The sequence below is a fragment of the Arthrobacter sp. 2MCAF15 genome (genome assembly GCF_052115605.1).
Taxonomy (GTDB): Bacteria; Actinomycetota; Actinomycetes; order Actinomycetales; family Micrococcaceae; genus Arthrobacter.
Genome location: NZ_JBFRGZ010000011.1, coordinates 82,343 through 97,617 on the forward strand (window position 1 = coordinate 82,343; position 15,275 = coordinate 97,617).

Genomic DNA, 15,275 nt, shown 5'->3' on the forward strand with positions numbered 1-15,275 from the left:
CCTTTGCTTGCGTTACCGGACCAGCCGGCAGCTCCGCCTAGTTCGCGGAGATCTGGCGCAGGACGTACTGCAGGATCCCGCCGTTGCGGTAGTAGTCCGCCTCGCCCGGGGTGTCGATGCGCACCACGGCGTCGAAAGACGTGACCGTACCGTCTTCAGCGGTGGCAGTGACCTTCAGGGTCTTCGGCGTGGTGCCTTCGTTGAGGGCGGTGACGCCCTCAACTGCGAAGGATTCCGTGCCGGTCAGGCCCAGGGTGGCAGCGTTCTGGCCGGCCGGGTACTGCAGCGGCAGGACGCCCATGCCGATCAGGTTGGAGCGGTGGATGCGCTCGTAGCTCTCGGCCACAACGGCCTTGACGCCGAGCAGCGCCGTGCCCTTGGCCGCCCAGTCACGGGAGGAACCGGAACCGTACTCCTTGCCTGCCAGGACCACCAGCGGGGTGCCGGCAGCCTGGTAGTTCTGCGCGGCGTCGTAGACGTATGCCTGCGGGCCGTCAGCCTGGCTGAAGTCGCGGGTGAAGCCGCCCTCCACGCCGTCCAGGAGCTGGTTCTTGATGCGGATGTTCGCGAACGTGCCGCGGATCATGACCTCGTGGTTGCCACGGCGTGAGCCGTAGGAGTTGAAGTCCTTGCGCTCCACACCGTTGGCCAGCAGGTACTGGCCGGCCGGGGTGTCCGACTTGAAGGAACCGGCCGGGGAGATGTGGTCCGTGGTGACGGAGTCGCCGAGCTTGAGCAGCACGCGCGCGCCGGTGATGTCCTGGACCGGCTCCGGCTGGGCCTTCATGCCATCGAAGTACGGGGGCTTGCGGACATACGTGGACTTCTCGTCCCAGGCGAAGGTGTCGCCGGCCGGGGTGTCGAGCGCCTTCCAGCGATCGTCGCCTTCGAAGACGCCTTCGTAGCCGCGGGCAAACATGTCCTTGTCGATCGAGGAGTCGATGACCTGCTGGACCTCGACCGGGTTCGGCCAGATGTCCTTCAGGAAGACGTCGTTGCCGGCCTCATCCTGGCCCAGGGCGTCGTTGTCGAAGTCGAAGTCCATGGAACCGGCCAGGGCATAGGCGATGACCAGCGGCGGGGAGGCCAGGTAGTTCATCTTCACGTCCGGGTTGATCCGGCCTTCGAAGTTGCGGTTGCCGGAGAGCACGGCGGTGACGGAGAGGTCGTTGGCCTGGATGGCCTCGGAGATCTCGGCGTCCAGCGGACCGGAGTTGCCGATGCAGGTCGCGCAGCCGTAGCCCACGATGTAGAAACCGAGCTTCTCCAGGTACGGGGTGAGGCCGGACTTGTTGTAGTAGTCGGTGACTACCTTGGAGCCCGGAGCCACGGAGGTCTTGACCCACGGCTTGGACGTCAGGCCCTTGTCGACTGCGTTGCGGGCCAGCAGTGCCGCGGCCAGCATCACGGACGGGTTGGACGTGTTGGTGCACGAGGTGATCGAGGCGATCGACACTGCGCCGTGGTCCAGCTCGAACTCACGTCCGTCCGCGGTCTTGACGCTGACCTTGTTGGACGGGCGGCCGTTGGACTTCGGGCCGTGTGCGTGCGGGGCCACGTCGCTCAGGTGCGACGCTGAGGCGGTGAACGAGGGCGAGTCCGAAGCCGGGAAGCTTTCGTCGATCGCTTCGTCGAGGCTTCCGTCTGCCAGGTCTTCCTTCACGTAGTTGCGCAGGTCCTCGCGGAACTGGGCCTTGGACTCGGTGAGGATGATGCGGTCCTGCGGGCGCTTCGGGCCGGAGATCGACGGAACAACCGTGGACAGGTCCAGCTCGAGGTACTCGGAGAACTTGATCTCGCGGGAGGGATCGTGCCAGAGGCCCTGTTCCTTCGCGTAGGACTCCACGAGGGCGACGTTCTCGTCGGACCGGCCGGTGAGGCGCAGGTAGTCGAGGGTGACGTCGTCGATCGGGAACATCGCGGCAGTGGAGCCGAACTCCGGGCTCATGTTGCCGATCGTTGCACGGTTGGCCAGCGGCACAGCCGCGACGCCTTCACCGTAGAACTCGACAAACTTGCCCACCACACCGTGCTTGCGCAGCTGCTCGGTGATGGTCAGGACGACGTCGGTGGCGGTGGCGCCGGCCGGAATCGAGCCGGTGAGCTTGAAGCCCACGACGCGCGGGATGAGCATGGAGACGGGCTGGCCGAGCATGGCTGCCTCGGCTTCGATGCCGCCAACGCCCCAGCCGAGCACGCCCAGGCCGTTGACCATGGTGGTGTGCGAGTCGGTGCCGACGCAGGTGTCCGGGTATGCGCGCAGCGCCCCGTCAACTTCGCGGGTCATGACGGTGCGGGCCAGATACTCGATGTTGACCTGGTGCACGATGCCGGTGCCCGGGGGGACGACCTTGAAGTCATCGAATGCCGTCTGGCCCCAGCGCAGGAACTGGTAGCGCTCACCGTTGCGCTGGTATTCGATCTCCATGTTGCGCTCCAGCGCGCCGGAGTTGCCGAAGGCGTCAATCTGGACCGAGTGGTCAATGACCATTTCGGCCGGCGCCAGCGGGTTGACCCGCTTCGGGTCACCGCCGAGCTCCTTGACGGCCTCACGCATGGTGGCGAGGTCAACGACGCAGGGCACGCCGGTGAAGTCCTGCATGATCACGCGCGCCGGCGTGAACTGGATCTCGGTGTCGGGCTCGGAGCTGGGGTCCCAGCCTGCAAGCGCACGGACGTGGTCGGCCGTGATGTTGGCACCGTCCTCGGTCCTCAACAGGTTTTCAAGCAATACCTTGAGGCTGAACGGAAGGTTTTCTGCACCTTCGACGGAGTTCAACCGGAAAATTTCATATTCGGTTCCGGCTACATTAAGTTTGCCTTTTGAACCGAAGCTGTCCACAACGCTCATCGCAGGACTCCTCTCGCAACAGTTTCATCTTTGTCGCGCCGCAGTACCCAAGCTAGTTAGGTCGGCCTAACTAATACAGGCATCAGTACATCGTGGTACGCAATGCAGGTAAGAAACGCAGGGAACGGCCGCTTCAATAACGCCAATCTCATGCACAGCAACGCTGAAGTAAAAGCTGTGGTGATGCAGCGCGACGACGGACTACTACGCCCATCCTAGTGGCATCACGGTTGGGGAGTCAGTAACGCCACCGTCTCCATGTGGTGGGTGTGCGGATACAGGTCGAAGGCACGCAGCCCGGCCAGCCCCCAGCCGCCCTGCCGGAAGTAGCCGAGGTCGCGGGCAAATGACGCCGGATCGCAGGAGACATACGCGACGGCCCGGGGACCGGCGTCGATCAGCTGCTTGACCACGGCTTTGCCGGCACCGGCGCGCGGCGGGTCCAGGATCAGGGCGTCGAAGTTGCGGGGTTTCTGCCGCAGCACCCGCTCCACGCGGCCCTGGACGATCTCCACCTGGGTGGCGTCGTGCAGGTTCTTGCGTGCATCACGGCTGGTGCCGGGCGCGCCCTCGACCGAGAGCACCGATCCCGTGACGCCTACGGCATCGGCCAGCGGTGCCGTGAAAAGCCCGGCACCGGCGTACAGGTCCGCCACCACCGAGCCCGGCGCGAGGTAGCCGCCGTCGTGCAGGAACCCGGTCACAGCCCCGACGAGCGTCTCCGGGGCGTCCTTGTGGATCTGCCAGAAGCCGTCGCCGGTAACCCGGTAGTCGTGGCCTGCCGCGGTCTCCTGGACATAGGTGCGGCCGCGCAGTTGCAGCACCTCGCCCGTGGCCGGGTCCAGGCTGGCCACCGAGACGTCGTCGGGGAACTGGGCCAGGATGCCACCGAGCCGTTTGGACCGGGTACCGGGGGCGGGGACGAGCAGTACGAGCGGCCGGGAGCCGTTCGCCGGGGCGGCGACCTCGACACGGTCGATGCCCTGCAGGTCCATTTCCCAGAGCCGGAGTGCGTTGATGCCGTCCACGGCCAGCGGCATTTCGCGCACGGGCAGGATGGCGTCTGAGCGGTGGGCGTGCATGCCAAGCTTGCCGGCGGGAGTCACCGCGAAGCCGGCTCGCGTCCGCCAGCCAAGGCCGGCCTCGGCTCCGGTACCGCCCGGGGCGGCCATTTCGGCGGCCGTTTCGGCGGCCGCCCCGACGGCTTCGACGGTGATCTCCCCTGCGGGCTGGAGTTCGACGCCGGCGAGCCGCTTGAGCTGTTCGGCCAGGACGTCGGCCTTGAGGCTGCGCTGCCGGGCCAGCGAAATGTGGCCGAGTTCGGCGCCGCCGACCGGAGGATGCCGGTGCGACCAGGAGCGCGCCGAATCGGCGAGGTCCCAGAAGTGCGGCACGCGGTCCGGTGAGGCCTCCAGGACCTCCACCACATCGGCACGCCAGAACTTGGCGTCGGGGCCGGCGTCGGTGAGCCGGACCCGGACCTTCTCGCCGGGAATGCCGTGCCGGACAAACACGACGCGTCCCTCATGCCGGGCCACGCAGTGCCCGCCGTGGGCGACGGGTCCGACGTCGACGACGAGATCGGTGTGGGTGTGCGTCCGGGTGTCGGGGGTCATTGGATATCCTGCAGTTTCTTGGCTTCTTCGGATGATTTCAGCTGCCACGGCACACTGCACACCATGACGCCAGACTCGAAGTGCAGCCTGGTCTTAATGCGCAGCGCGGTCTGGTTGTGGACCAGTTGCTCCCACCATTTGCCCACGACATACTCGGGGATGTAGACCACGATCAGGTCGCGGGGCGAATCCCGGCGCATGTTCTTGATGTACTCCATGATCGGAGTCACCGTTTCGCGGAACGGGCTGGCAAGGACCGTCAGGGGCACCGGGATTTCGAGCTTTTCCCAGTCCGCGACAGTCGCTTCGGTCTCCTCCGGGCTGATGTCCACGGTGATGGCGTCCAGCCGCGACGGGCGTGAGGCCCGGGCGTAGGCCAGGGCGCGCAGCACCGGTTTGCGCACGTGCGAGACAAGCAGCACGGCGTGCACACGGGTGGGCAGTGCGCGGGGCGAGGAGTCCTCGTCCACGGCGAGTTCCTTCGCCACGTTGTCATAGTGCGCCCGGATGCTCCACATGATCAGGAACAGCACGAACATGGCCAACAGCGCGATCCAGGCGCCCTGCGAGAACTTGGTGATCAGGACGATGACCAGAACCAGGGCGGTCATGCAGAAGCCCACGGTGTTGATAGTCCGGGACTTGATGATGCGCAGCCGCACGGCAGGTTCCTTGGACAGTTTCAGTTCCCGGCCCCAGTGCCGGATCATGCCCAGCTGGCTCATGGTGAAGGAGATGAAGACGCCCACGATGTAGAGCTGGATGAGCTTCGTGACGTCCGCGTTGAAAGCGATGATCAGGACGAGGGCTCCTGCGGCCAGGGCCAGGACGCCGTTACTGAAGGCCAGCCGGTCGCCACGGGTGCGCAGCTGGCGCGGCAGGTAGCCGTCCTGGGCCAGGATGGAGCCGAGCACCGGGAAGCCATTGAATGCCGTGTTGGAGGCGAACACCAGGATGACGCCGGTGGCGGCCACCACGATGTAGAACGGGATGGAGCCCGCACCGAAGACGGTCTGCGCGATCTGGCTGATGGCCGGGTTCTGGATGTACCCCTCTGGCAGCGGATTGCCGTTCAGGAGGAACTCCGTGGCCGGATCCTGCACGATGTGCACCTTGGTGGCGTTGGCCAGGTAGATGATGCCGGCGAGCATGGCGGAGGCAATCACGCCGAGCAGCAGCAGCGTGGTGGCCGCGTTCTTGCTCTTGGGCTTCTGGAAGTTGGGCACACCGTTGCTGATGGCCTCGACGCCGGTCAGGGCCGCGGCGCCGGAGGAGAAGGCGCGCAGCAGCAGGAATGCGCCGGCCAGCCCGACGAGGCCTTCGTCGAAGCCCTGCTCCGGCACGATCTCGAACGCTGCCGACGGCGCCTGCCCCAGCTGGCCGGTGACAGCCTGGAAGACACCGACGGCGGTCATGCCGAGGATCGAGGCCATGAAGATGTAGGTCGGGACGGCGAAGACGCTGCCGGCCTCCCTGATGCCGCGCAGGTTCACGAGGGCCAGGATGACGACGCCGATCGTGGCGATCGCGGCCTGCTGTCCGTGCAGCGACGGCACGGCGGTGGTCAGGTATGTCGCGGCCGACGACATGGACACGGCAACGGTCAGCACATAGTCAACCAGCAGAGCCGAGGCTACGGTGAGCCCTGCGTACTTGCCGAGGTTGACGTTGGCGATCTCGTAGTCGCCGCCGCCGGAGGGGTAGGCGTGGACGTTCTGGCGGTAGGAGGCAACCACGGTCAGGAGCACCACCATGACGGCGAGGCCCACCCACGGCGCAATGGCCACCGCGCTCACGCCGGCCAGGGCCAGGGTCAGGAGGATTTCATCCGGCGCATAGGCCACCGAAGACAGGGCGTCCGAAGCGAAAATGGGGAGCGCGATCCGCTTCGGCAAGAGCGTGTGGGCCAGACGGTCGTTCCGGAAGGGCTTGCCTACCAGCACCCGCTTCACGGCATTGAAAATTGTCAGCACCACACAAAGCTAGTCTGATTCGGACGCGATGTCATGACGGCGAAGTTGGCGTGCACAGGAACGCCGGCCGGCGCCCCGTGGCCGTGGCCTCCCGCCGCCGCGTGGCCGGTAGAGTTTTACGCAGTATCAGACGTAAGAACCAAGAGGAGGCCCATGTGGCGCACTTCGTGATCATGGGTTGTGGCCGTGTCGGGTCAACCCTGGCGCACACGCTCGAGGACGCCGGCCATTCGGTGGCCATCATCGACCAGGACGACCGTGCCTTCCGGCGGCTCCGCGCAGGGTTTTCCGGACGGAAGGTCACGGGGGTCGGATTTGACCGCGAGACGATGAAGCGGGCCGGCGTCGAGGAAGCCTATGCCTTCGCCGCCGTTTCCAGCGGCGACAACTCCAACATCCTCGCCACCCGGGTGGCCCGGGAGACCTTCCACGTTCCCCATGTGGTGGCCAGGATCTATGATCCGGGCCGCGCGGAAATCTACCAGCGCCTCGGCATTCCCACGGTCGCCGCGGTCCGCTGGAGCGCCGACCAGGTGCTGCGCCGCATCCTGCCCGAGCAGCACATCGCCGGCGACTACCGGGAGCCCTCGGGCCGGCTGGTCCTCGCCGAGGTGGACCTGAACCCCGACTGGATCGGGCACCCGATCTCCTCGATCGAGAAGGCGGCCGGCATCCGCATCGCGTATCTGACCCGGTTCGGCGAGGGCATGCTGCCCGCTGCCGGCACGTCCTATCAGGACGGCGACACCGTCCACGCCATGCTGAACGTGGACCGGAGCTCCGAGATCGGCCACATCCTCGCCAAATCCCCCGCCAAGGAGTCCTAAGTGAAAGTCGTCATCGTCGGTGCCGGAAGCGTCGGTTCCTCGATCGCCCGGGAATTGTTGGCCCACAAGCACGAAATCCTGCTGATCGACGAGAAGCCGGAGGTCATCGGCCGCAGCGGCCTGCGCGGCGCTCACTGGCTGGTGGGTGACGCCTGCGAGCTGAGTACGCTGCAGGACGCCAAACTTGAGGACGCCGACGTCGTGGTCTCCGCCACCGGTGACGACAAGGTCAACCTCGTCGTTTCCCTGCTGGCCAAGACGGAATTCGGCGTCGGGCGTACGGTCGGCCGGGTCAACAACCCCAAGAACGACTGGATGTTCGACGACTCCTGGGGCGTCGACGTCGCGGTCAACACCCCGCAGCTCATGACCGCCCTCGTGGAGGAGGCGGTGGAGATCGGTGACCTGGTCCGGCTGCTGACGCTTCAGACCGGGGTGTCCTCGCTGGTTGAGTTCACGGTTCCCCACGACTCCCATGTGATCGGGCTGACCGTGGGTGATGTCCGGTGGCCCGAGGACTCCACCCTCGTCGCGATCCTGCGGGACCAGGCGCCCATCACGCCGAGCCGGGACGACGTGATCGACGGCGGCGACGAATTGTTCTTTGTGACCACGATCGCGGCCGAGGACGAACTCCGCGCCCTGCTGGCACCGGAATCCCCGCTCGAGGACCAGCACCCCGTGACCTCGGACCAGCACGGCCACGGCCCCCAGCCGGCCGAGAACGACGGCTTCGACGGCTAAGCCCTTTTTAAACCAGTTGCGCTGTCAGTTGTGGCCGTTCCCAACGCTTGGGAACAGCCACAACTGACAGCGCATCGGGTCAGTTGGCTTTTTCGGCCTCGTTGGCCTCGGCCGGCTCCCGGGCGGGGCGGGTCAGCAGCCAGGCAATCCAGACGCCGAGGATGTAGAGCGGGGCGCCCATCAGAAGCCGGGTGGTGGCCAGGGCGGCGAGGCCCTGCTCCCCCATGAAGTACAGCGGCACCTGCACCACCAGCCGCAGGACCAGCACGGCGACAATCACCCATGTGCCGATCGAGTACGCCCTGACCCGCTTCGGGTCCTTGCGCCATTCCAGGCCCTCGTTGCGGATGAAGCCGAAGAGCAGCCCTGCGATCGGCCAGCGCACGGCCACGGAGATGGACATCGCCAGGATGTAGCCGAGGTTGGTAAAGAACCCCAGGACGTAGAAGTTTTCTGCCTTGCCGGTCGAGGTGGCCAGCCACGCGGATAGTCCGACGCCGATGAACCCGGCCAGCGCCTGGGTCAGCGGCTTGCGCTGGACCAGCCGGGCCACGGTAAAGACGGCGGCGACCGCAAGTGAAGCGATAACGGCCAGCGTCAGGTTTTCCCGGTCCAAGGTGAAGGCAATCAGGAAGACGAGTCCTGGCAGGATGCTTTCCGCGATGCCCTGGACGCCGCCGGCGCTCTTGAGCACATCGATGTTGCCGCTGCTGGAGCGGTGCAGCCCGGCCTTTGCGGCATAGTCCTCGGCCAGCTGGGCCACCGTGGGCTGGGTGCTGGTCGGCTGGGACGCAGCAGGTGTGGCATTGTCCCGGGTCAGCGCCGCGGCTTCACCCGGTTCCTGCTGGGCTGTTTCCTGTTGTGACCGGTCCTGATGCAACCCGTCCTGTTGTGACCGGTCTTGATGCGACCGGTCCGGGCGTGCCCGCTCGGGATGTTCGGGCAATGTCATTGCTCCTCCTGGCGGGAGAGTATTTCGTAGCGGGGATTGAAGATCGTGGGCAGCCCGTCGCGCATGGTGACCATGCCCTCGAGCCGGAGTTCCGTTCCGGCGTCGACACCGGGAATCCGGCGGCGGCCCAGCCATACGACGCGCAGCCGTTCCTTGGGCCCGGCGGGCCGTTGGCGCTGTGCACTGGGGCTGACCTTGTGCGTGGCCACCCCGTTGGCGGGAATGCTGTTGGCCGTTCCGGCACCTTTGCCGCCCTGGCCCTTGCCGCCGAAGGGCAGGAGGCGGGTAACGGGAGGGGGCGCTTCGTGATCGATCAGGATCGCGATGAAAGATGCCACCTGGCTGGCGGGCACGTACGTGACGGACTCGATGAAGCCGTGGCACAGCACCCGCCCGCGGTCCGGCAGGTCCCGGACGGACACGGCGGCCGCTTTTTTGCCGGCGGCATCAGCCAATCTGGGTTATCTCCGGTCCGCGTTCGGGCTGTCCGAACTCCGGGGCCGTCTGCGGCGTCGGGGCGGCGGGGGTGTCCTTGGGCAGGCGGAGCTGCAGCAAGTCGCGCGGAGGCATGGGGTTCTCGCCGCGGACGACGACGATCTGCCGGAACAGCTCTTCGAGTCCGGCCGCGGCGTCCCGGTCCATTGCCGCCTCGCCGCCGAAAACGCCGCGGAGGAACCAGCGCGGGCCGTCGACGCCGATGAAGCGGGCCACACGGTACCCCTGGCTGCCATCCGCCGCTCCGGCAGGAAGCTTGGCCACGAGCTCGGTGCCGAAGCTGCCCTCGACCTCCTCGACCTGGCCGCCCTGGCTGCCGACCGACTGGCCGATCTGTTCACGGATTTCATCCCACAGCCCCTCGGAACGGGGGGCGGCGAAGGCCTGCAGCTGCAGGCTGGAACCCTCCAGGTCCATGGTGACGGCGACGACGCGCTGGCTCGCTTCTTCAACTTCCAGGCGGAGCTGGAGTCCCTCGCGGGGGGCGATCAGGAGCGCGCCGAGGTCCACGTACCCGTCCTGGCCCTCGATTTCCGAGACGTCGAAGGGCCCGGTCGCGGCCCGGTCGGCAGTTTTGGCGTCATTCCCGGCCGGCGTGCCGGCGCCGTCAATCGCAGCGTCCGCGGCCACAGCGTTCTGGTCCGTATCGGCCCCGGTCGGCTGCTCCTGTTTGGCTTTCCTGCCACGCCCAAAAACCATGGGGGTTGTCTCCTTCAGTTGTGATCCTGTGCCGCCGCCCGGCGCCGTCCTGGCGCCTGTCCGCGTGGCTGCCCGCTACCCTGCGGCCGCCTGCTCAATACTCCTGCACCATTGGTGCACCGCTGCTGTTGCCTGGATGCGTGTCTCGTGCAGTGCTGGTGATGCTTCCGTGCTGATGTTCTTAAGTGCTGGTGTTCTCAGATGCTGGTGTTCTTCAGTGCCTGCGTTAGTTCAAAGTGCGCGGCGCCGAAAATCCCCGGTCGCCCAGCGCCCGGTTGTCCCAGCGTTTAGGGAGAACCTGGGCTTCAGGCCGGTCCGCCGAAACCGCCGGTGGAGCCGAAGCCGCCCCCGCCGCGGACCGAGCCGTCGAGCTCCTCGACCGGCAGGAACTTCGCGTACTCCACGCGCTGAATGACCATCTGTGCAATTCTATCGCCGCGCCGCAGCTCGATCGCCTCGTCACGGTCAGTATTCAGCAGTGTCACCGCGATTTCTCCGCGGTAGCCGGCGTCCACCGTCCCTGGGGCGTTCACAACCGTCAGTCCGTGCTTCGTGGCTAGGCCAGAGCGTGGGTGGATGAGCGCAACAAAACCATCCGGGAGCGCAATGGCGACGCCGGTCGGAACGAGGCGGCGCTCCCCCGGCGCGAGGACGACGTCCTCGCGGGCGCGAAGGTCGGCTCCGGCATCGCCCGGGTGCGCATACGACGGCGGCTCGAGCCCGTCGTCGAGCATTTTCAGCTGTACCGTCAAAGTGGGCGTTCCGTAGGCTGCGTCGCCGGCCGTGGGTGCGGCGCTGGCGACGGCGGTGTTTTCTTCAGTCACAGTCCCTCACTCTAACGCCCGCACATAACATCGACCTAGCCGCCGCTGGCTCCCCGCGCATGCCGCCCGTGGTGTTCACGCACGCTTGTAGCGGCGTTCAGGACGGCCATCAAGCGGCCTTCAAGCGGGGCGGCAGCAGCCCTGAAGCGGGGTACCCCCTTAGCAAGGGGCCGAGATGAAATACCCAGCTAAAGATGAAAAGCTGTGCCTATGCCCGAATCCAGCGCAGCTGCGCCTTCCCCGAAGAGCGCCCCGAGCGACTCCCCTGTCCTTTACGCCGAGAAGCTCTGGCCGAACTTCTGGATCTGGCTGGTGTCGGTGTTGTTCTCCAGCGCAGGGATCCTCATGCTGGCGCCCATCAGCATCTGGGCCGGCATTACCGCGGCTATCGTGATCTTCGTCGTCATCTCCGTGCTGCTGGTGCTGTCCACGCCGTCGATCACGGTCACCAGGACCACGCTGACGGTGGGCAGGGCCACGATCGAACGCGGGTTCCTGGGCAAGGCCACGGCGTTCCGGGGCAAGGAAGCCACGGCCGAGCGGGGAACGCGCCTAAATGGACTGGCGTTTCTGTGTATCCGCGGCTGGGTGGATCCGGTGGTCCGGATCGAGATCGAGGACCCCTCGGATCGCACCCCCTACTGGCTCACGTCCACACGGCACCCGGAGCAACTGATCGCCGCGCTGGCCTCCTAGCTAGCTCCTGCCCAGGGCTGCTACCGGCCTAGCCCTCGCAATCCTTGCAGTACTTCAGGCCGTCCTTTTCGCGGGCAATCTGCGAACGGTGGCGGACCAGGAAGCAGGAGGCACAAGTGAATTCGTCTGCCTGGGCGGGCAGCACCCGGACCAGCAGTTCCTCCCCGGACAAGTCAGCGCCGGGAAGTTCGTAGCCTTCGGCAAGGTCGGACTCGTCTTCATCCACCACGGCGGAAGGCTTCTCTGTACGCCGCACCTTCAGGGCCTCAATGGAATCCTCACTGAGGTCTTCTTCGGTCTTACGCGGCGCATCGTAATCGGTCGCCATTATTTGTCGCTCACACTCCGCATTCGTTCGGTTGGCTCGCCGCTCCAAGATGGCCCCGCCGGGATGGTAACCCTGGGCTCCGGGAGCGGTTCACCGATGTAACACCGGACATGCGGTTTTTGTGCCCGGTGTCGGGTCATTTTTGCTTAAGCGCCTCAGGAATGCCAGAGCCCACGGGTCTCCTCCCTGGGATCTTTTCCGTGGAGAAGCCGAAACCGGCTGAAAGTCGCGGCATGTCGCGGAAAATCACGGCGCGCCAGCCGTCCTAACCCGAAATGTGTCCCGCTGGTGGCAGAGTTTCGATTGTTAGTAATGCCAGGGTGGAGGATTTGTATGCAGGATCTACGGCTTGTAGGCGTCCACGACGACGGAGAGCATCTCCTGTTGAGTGGCACCGGCGGCGAGATGTTCCAGCTGCCGATCGATGAAGCACTTCGGGTGGCTGCCAGCCGGACGGCGGCGAAGGCCGCGTCCAGCGCGGCCGCACCTCCCATTGCCATGTCTCCGCGCGACATCCAGACGAGGATCCGCAACGGGGCAACCGCCGCCGAAGTGGCACAGCTCTCCGGTATCCCGCTGGAGAAAGTCCAGCGCTACGAGGGACCGGTCCTCGCCGAGCGCGAGTACATTGCCCAGCAGGCCCGCAAGGTGGAAGTGGCCTCCCCCGCCCCCGGCCAGGACCTTTTCCGGTCGGTGTTCGGTGACAACCCGGCATCCCTCAACGACATGGTCGAACACCGGTTGCGGGCCTACGGCGTGGAGCCCTCAACACTGGAGTGGGACTCCTGGCGGCGCCAGGACGGCAGCTGGAACGTCGTGGCCCGTTTCGAGCCCAAGCCCGGCGGACCGGCCGGCATCGGCGAGGAGCCGCCGGCTATGTGGACCTTCCATCCCGCCCGGAAGTCCCTGCAAAACGCCAACCGCTGGGCCCAGCAGCTGAGCGAGCTGGAGCCGCTCGAGGGCCCCGTGCCTACCAGGCGCCTTACTGCCGTCTCAGACCGGCCCTTTGACTTTGAAACCGACGCCGAGGCCGCAGCCCGGACAGCGACCGGCCAGCACAGCATCATTCACCAGATGCTGCTCCAGCAGGACAGGATCCATCAGGAGCAGGACGCCGACGGGCTGCTGGACATGCTGCGTTCCCGCCGCGGCCACCGGATTGGAGTGGACGAGGACGCGGACGACGCCCTTGCCATGCTCATGGCCACCGGGGTTCCCGCAGCTCACCCCCGCCCGGCAGAGGTACCCGAGGCGCCCGAAGTTCCGCAGCCGACAGAACCGGAGTCGGCTTCCGAAACCGCCGGGGCTGACGAACCCGCTCCGGCCGAAGTTCCGACCGCGGACCCCGCACCGGCCGACGTTCCGACCGCGGAGGCCGCGCCCTCGGACACCGATGCCTTCACGCGGCGACGCGACGGCAGGCCGTCCATGATGTCCCGGCTGAGCCTCGCACCGCGCCTCCCGGAGGAGGACGATGCCCTGAAGCTGCACGACGGCRTCAGCACCGAGACCCGGGAAGTCACCATCGCGGCTTCGCAACTGCGTCCGGCGGGCAAGGGCCCCACCGCTAGCCCAGGCCTGGATGAACTGATCGGCGGCGGCACGTCTCGGCGGCAGCACCGCGAGTCGAACGCCGCTGGCAGGAATGAAGCCGGCACCGACCAGCCCGAGCGCCAGCCAACCAAGCCGAAGCGCTCAAGCGTTCCCAGCTGGGACGAAATCGTCTTCGGAACCCGCAACGACCAATAGGGCAGCCAGCAACTTGGGGTGACCTCATGCTGATGGTTCGAGAAGGACGTCCGGAAGACACACCCGGCCTTGCGATGCTCCGAGCGACATGGGCCGCAGAGCAGGATCCCTCCCTCACGGACGACCCCGAATCAAAGAGCTTTTACGCCAGGCTGGGCTTCGAGCCCGCAGGGGACCTGAACATTCTCAAGTTCTGAGCCGCCGGATCCAGGTACCTGCCGGTTGCGGGGATCGCCTCCGCCGGGAATCGGGCTCCGGCAGTCAGCGCCGCGGCGCTCTCTTGCCGTCGGCTTGGAAGCACAGCAGCGGGACTTCCCGCTCGGCCTTCGTGAGAGAACCGTGCTGGCCCACGACTTCCAGGGCGGTGGGACGGACCCTGCGCGTATCGTAAAGCGCCAGGGCATCCCGAGCCGCGATCATGACATCGCCGATCCGCAGGGCGGCCTCGGCCCGCACGTCGCCAAACAACCCGGCCCCGATCGCTTCCTCACGGGTGAAGGCCCAAATTCTGTCTCCAAAACGGGACCGCCAGTTCGCCAGCAGCCGGTCGCGGGCGCCGTCGTCGTTTCCATCCTCCAGGTACAGGTGGACCATCCGCGGCTCGCCGGCGGTGTGCCGCACACCGGCAAGGAGCGCCGGCTCGGCGGAGTAGTCGATCCGCTGCGACTCGGGCACATCCACCATGCCGTGGTCAGCGGTCAGCAACACGGTGGTGCCCGGCGGCAGGGCGGCGTTGAGCCGGCTCACTGTGGCATCGAGTTCCTCGAGCTGGTGCTCCCACTGGGGTGACTGGCAGCCGTGGCGGTGCCCGGCCTTGTCGAGCTCGTTGACGTAGAAGTACATCAGCGAGGGCCCGGGGCCGGCCATGGCTTCGGCGGCCGCCTCGGTCCGTGCGTGGGACGTGGTTCCGGTGATGAAGCGGCCTCCGCGGAGCGCGGCCTCGGTCATGGCCGAGGTGCTGAACTGCGGGAGGCTGACGGTGGTGACATCGACGTGGCCTTCGGCCCTTTCGAAGACCGTCGGGAACGGCTGCCACGTCCGCGGGTCCACGCCGGCGTCCCAGTTGCCAAGCATGTTCACCACCCGGTCCTGGTCCGGATCCAGGACGTCATAGCCCACCATGCCGTGCTGGCCGGCCGAGAGTCCGGTGCCAAAGCTTGCAAGCGACGCAGCTGTGGTGGACGGGAACGCCGAGTCCAGCGACACGGGCACCTGGCCCTGGCCGGCCTGCTGGATTCCTCGCAGGAAGGGGGTGTGGGCGATCTTTTGCTTCAACAGGTTCCGGCCGAGCCCGTCGGCCAGCACCACGCACACCCGTTTGGCGGCCGGAAGGTTCAGTTTGTTCTCGAACCCCGGGACTCCCAGGCTGGCGGCGGCGCTGGTCAGGACCTCGGCGATGGAGCGCTGTCCGAACGCCGGCGCGGGCGGCAACGGGGACGTGCCGGCGGACAGCGGGACCGGCGAGGCGACGCCGGAGGCGGCCAGGGAGGGAATGGGCATCGGATCAGACAGCTGATCCTG

Annotated in this window: 13 protein-coding genes; 4 read left to right on the forward strand and 9 right to left on the reverse strand. The window is 66.6% G+C overall.

Going from position 1 to position 15,275, the window contains the following annotated elements:
- Nucleotides 1-37: 37 nt before the first annotated feature.
- The 3 genes from AB4089_RS13830 to AB4089_RS13840 form a co-directional block, all read right to left on the reverse strand.
- Nucleotides 38-2,851 (reverse strand): aconitate hydratase, encoded by a 2,814-nt coding sequence (locus AB4089_RS13830; RefSeq protein WP_441409853.1) that lies wholly within the window; start codon nucleotides 2,849-2,851, stop codon nucleotides 38-40.
- Between the two features lie 224 nt (nucleotides 2,852-3,075).
- Nucleotides 3,076-4,467: a class I SAM-dependent RNA methyltransferase gene (locus AB4089_RS13835; protein ID WP_441409854.1), complete on the reverse strand. Its 1,392-nt coding sequence runs from the start codon at nucleotides 4,465-4,467 to the stop codon at nucleotides 3,076-3,078.
- Complete coding sequence (locus AB4089_RS13840) at nucleotides 4,464-6,440, reverse strand: APC family permease (RefSeq protein ID WP_441409855.1); 1,977 nt, start codon at nucleotides 6,438-6,440, stop codon at nucleotides 4,464-4,466. The genes AB4089_RS13835 and AB4089_RS13840 overlap by 4 nt, the downstream gene beginning before the upstream one ends.
- 155 nt (nucleotides 6,441-6,595) lie before the next feature.
- On the opposite strand from AB4089_RS13840, the gene AB4089_RS13845 reads away from it, so the two are divergent.
- Together AB4089_RS13845 and AB4089_RS13850 are read left to right on the forward strand one after the other, a co-directional pair.
- Nucleotides 6,596-7,267, forward strand: a complete 672-nt coding sequence (locus AB4089_RS13845) for a potassium channel family protein (RefSeq protein WP_441409856.1) — start codon at nucleotides 6,596-6,598, stop codon at nucleotides 7,265-7,267.
- Complete coding sequence (locus AB4089_RS13850; protein ID WP_441409857.1) at nucleotides 7,268-8,011, forward strand: potassium channel family protein; 744 nt, start codon at nucleotides 7,268-7,270, stop codon at nucleotides 8,009-8,011.
- Nucleotides 8,012-8,090: 79 nt separating this feature from the next.
- Here the strand turns inward: AB4089_RS13850 and AB4089_RS13855 are convergent, their stop codons facing one another.
- The 4 genes from AB4089_RS13855 to dut all read right to left on the reverse strand — a co-directional run bounded on the left by AB4089_RS13855 (nucleotide 8,091) and on the right by dut (nucleotide 10,981).
- Nucleotides 8,091-8,963, reverse strand: a complete 873-nt coding sequence (locus AB4089_RS13855) for a DUF3159 domain-containing protein (protein WP_441409858.1) — start codon at nucleotides 8,961-8,963, stop codon at nucleotides 8,091-8,093.
- A complete protein-coding gene (locus tag AB4089_RS13860) occupies nucleotides 8,960-9,418 on the reverse strand; it encodes a hypothetical protein (protein ID WP_441409859.1) in 459 nt (152 codons plus the stop codon). The genes AB4089_RS13855 and AB4089_RS13860 overlap by 4 nt, the downstream gene beginning before the upstream one ends.
- On the reverse strand, nucleotides 9,411-10,157 hold the full coding sequence (locus AB4089_RS13865; RefSeq protein WP_441409860.1) for a DUF3710 domain-containing protein: 747 nt from the start codon (nucleotides 10,155-10,157) through the stop codon (nucleotides 9,411-9,413). The genes AB4089_RS13860 and AB4089_RS13865 overlap by 8 nt, the downstream gene beginning before the upstream one ends.
- 305 nt (nucleotides 10,158-10,462) lie before the next feature.
- The gene (gene dut, locus AB4089_RS13870) at nucleotides 10,463-10,981 is read right to left on the reverse strand and encodes a dUTP diphosphatase (RefSeq protein WP_441409861.1); all 519 of its coding nucleotides are present in this window, start codon (nucleotides 10,979-10,981) and stop codon (nucleotides 10,463-10,465) included.
- Between the two features lie 210 nt (nucleotides 10,982-11,191).
- On the opposite strand from dut, the gene AB4089_RS13875 reads away from it, so the two are divergent.
- Entirely contained in the window at nucleotides 11,192-11,677 is a 486-nt protein-coding gene (locus AB4089_RS13875; RefSeq protein WP_441409862.1) for a DUF3093 domain-containing protein, read from the forward strand.
- Between the two features lie 28 nt (nucleotides 11,678-11,705).
- On the opposite strand, the gene AB4089_RS13880 is transcribed toward AB4089_RS13875, so the two are convergent.
- Entirely contained in the window at nucleotides 11,706-12,005 is a 300-nt protein-coding gene (locus tag AB4089_RS13880) for a DUF4193 domain-containing protein (protein ID WP_091255680.1), read from the reverse strand.
- A gap of 333 nt (nucleotides 12,006-12,338) precedes the next feature.
- Here AB4089_RS13880 and sepH point away from each other — a divergent pair, with 333 nt between their 5' ends.
- On the forward strand, nucleotides 12,339-13,754 hold the full coding sequence (gene sepH / locus AB4089_RS13885; protein WP_441409863.1) for a septation protein SepH: 1,416 nt from the start codon (nucleotides 12,339-12,341) through the stop codon (nucleotides 13,752-13,754).
- A gap of 261 nt (nucleotides 13,755-14,015) precedes the next feature.
- Here the strand turns inward: sepH and AB4089_RS13890 are convergent, their stop codons facing one another.
- The gene (locus AB4089_RS13890) at nucleotides 14,016-15,254 is read right to left on the reverse strand and encodes an alkaline phosphatase family protein (RefSeq protein ID WP_441409864.1); all 1,239 of its coding nucleotides are present in this window, start codon (nucleotides 15,252-15,254) and stop codon (nucleotides 14,016-14,018) included.
- Between the last annotated feature and the right edge of the window lie 21 nt (nucleotides 15,255-15,275).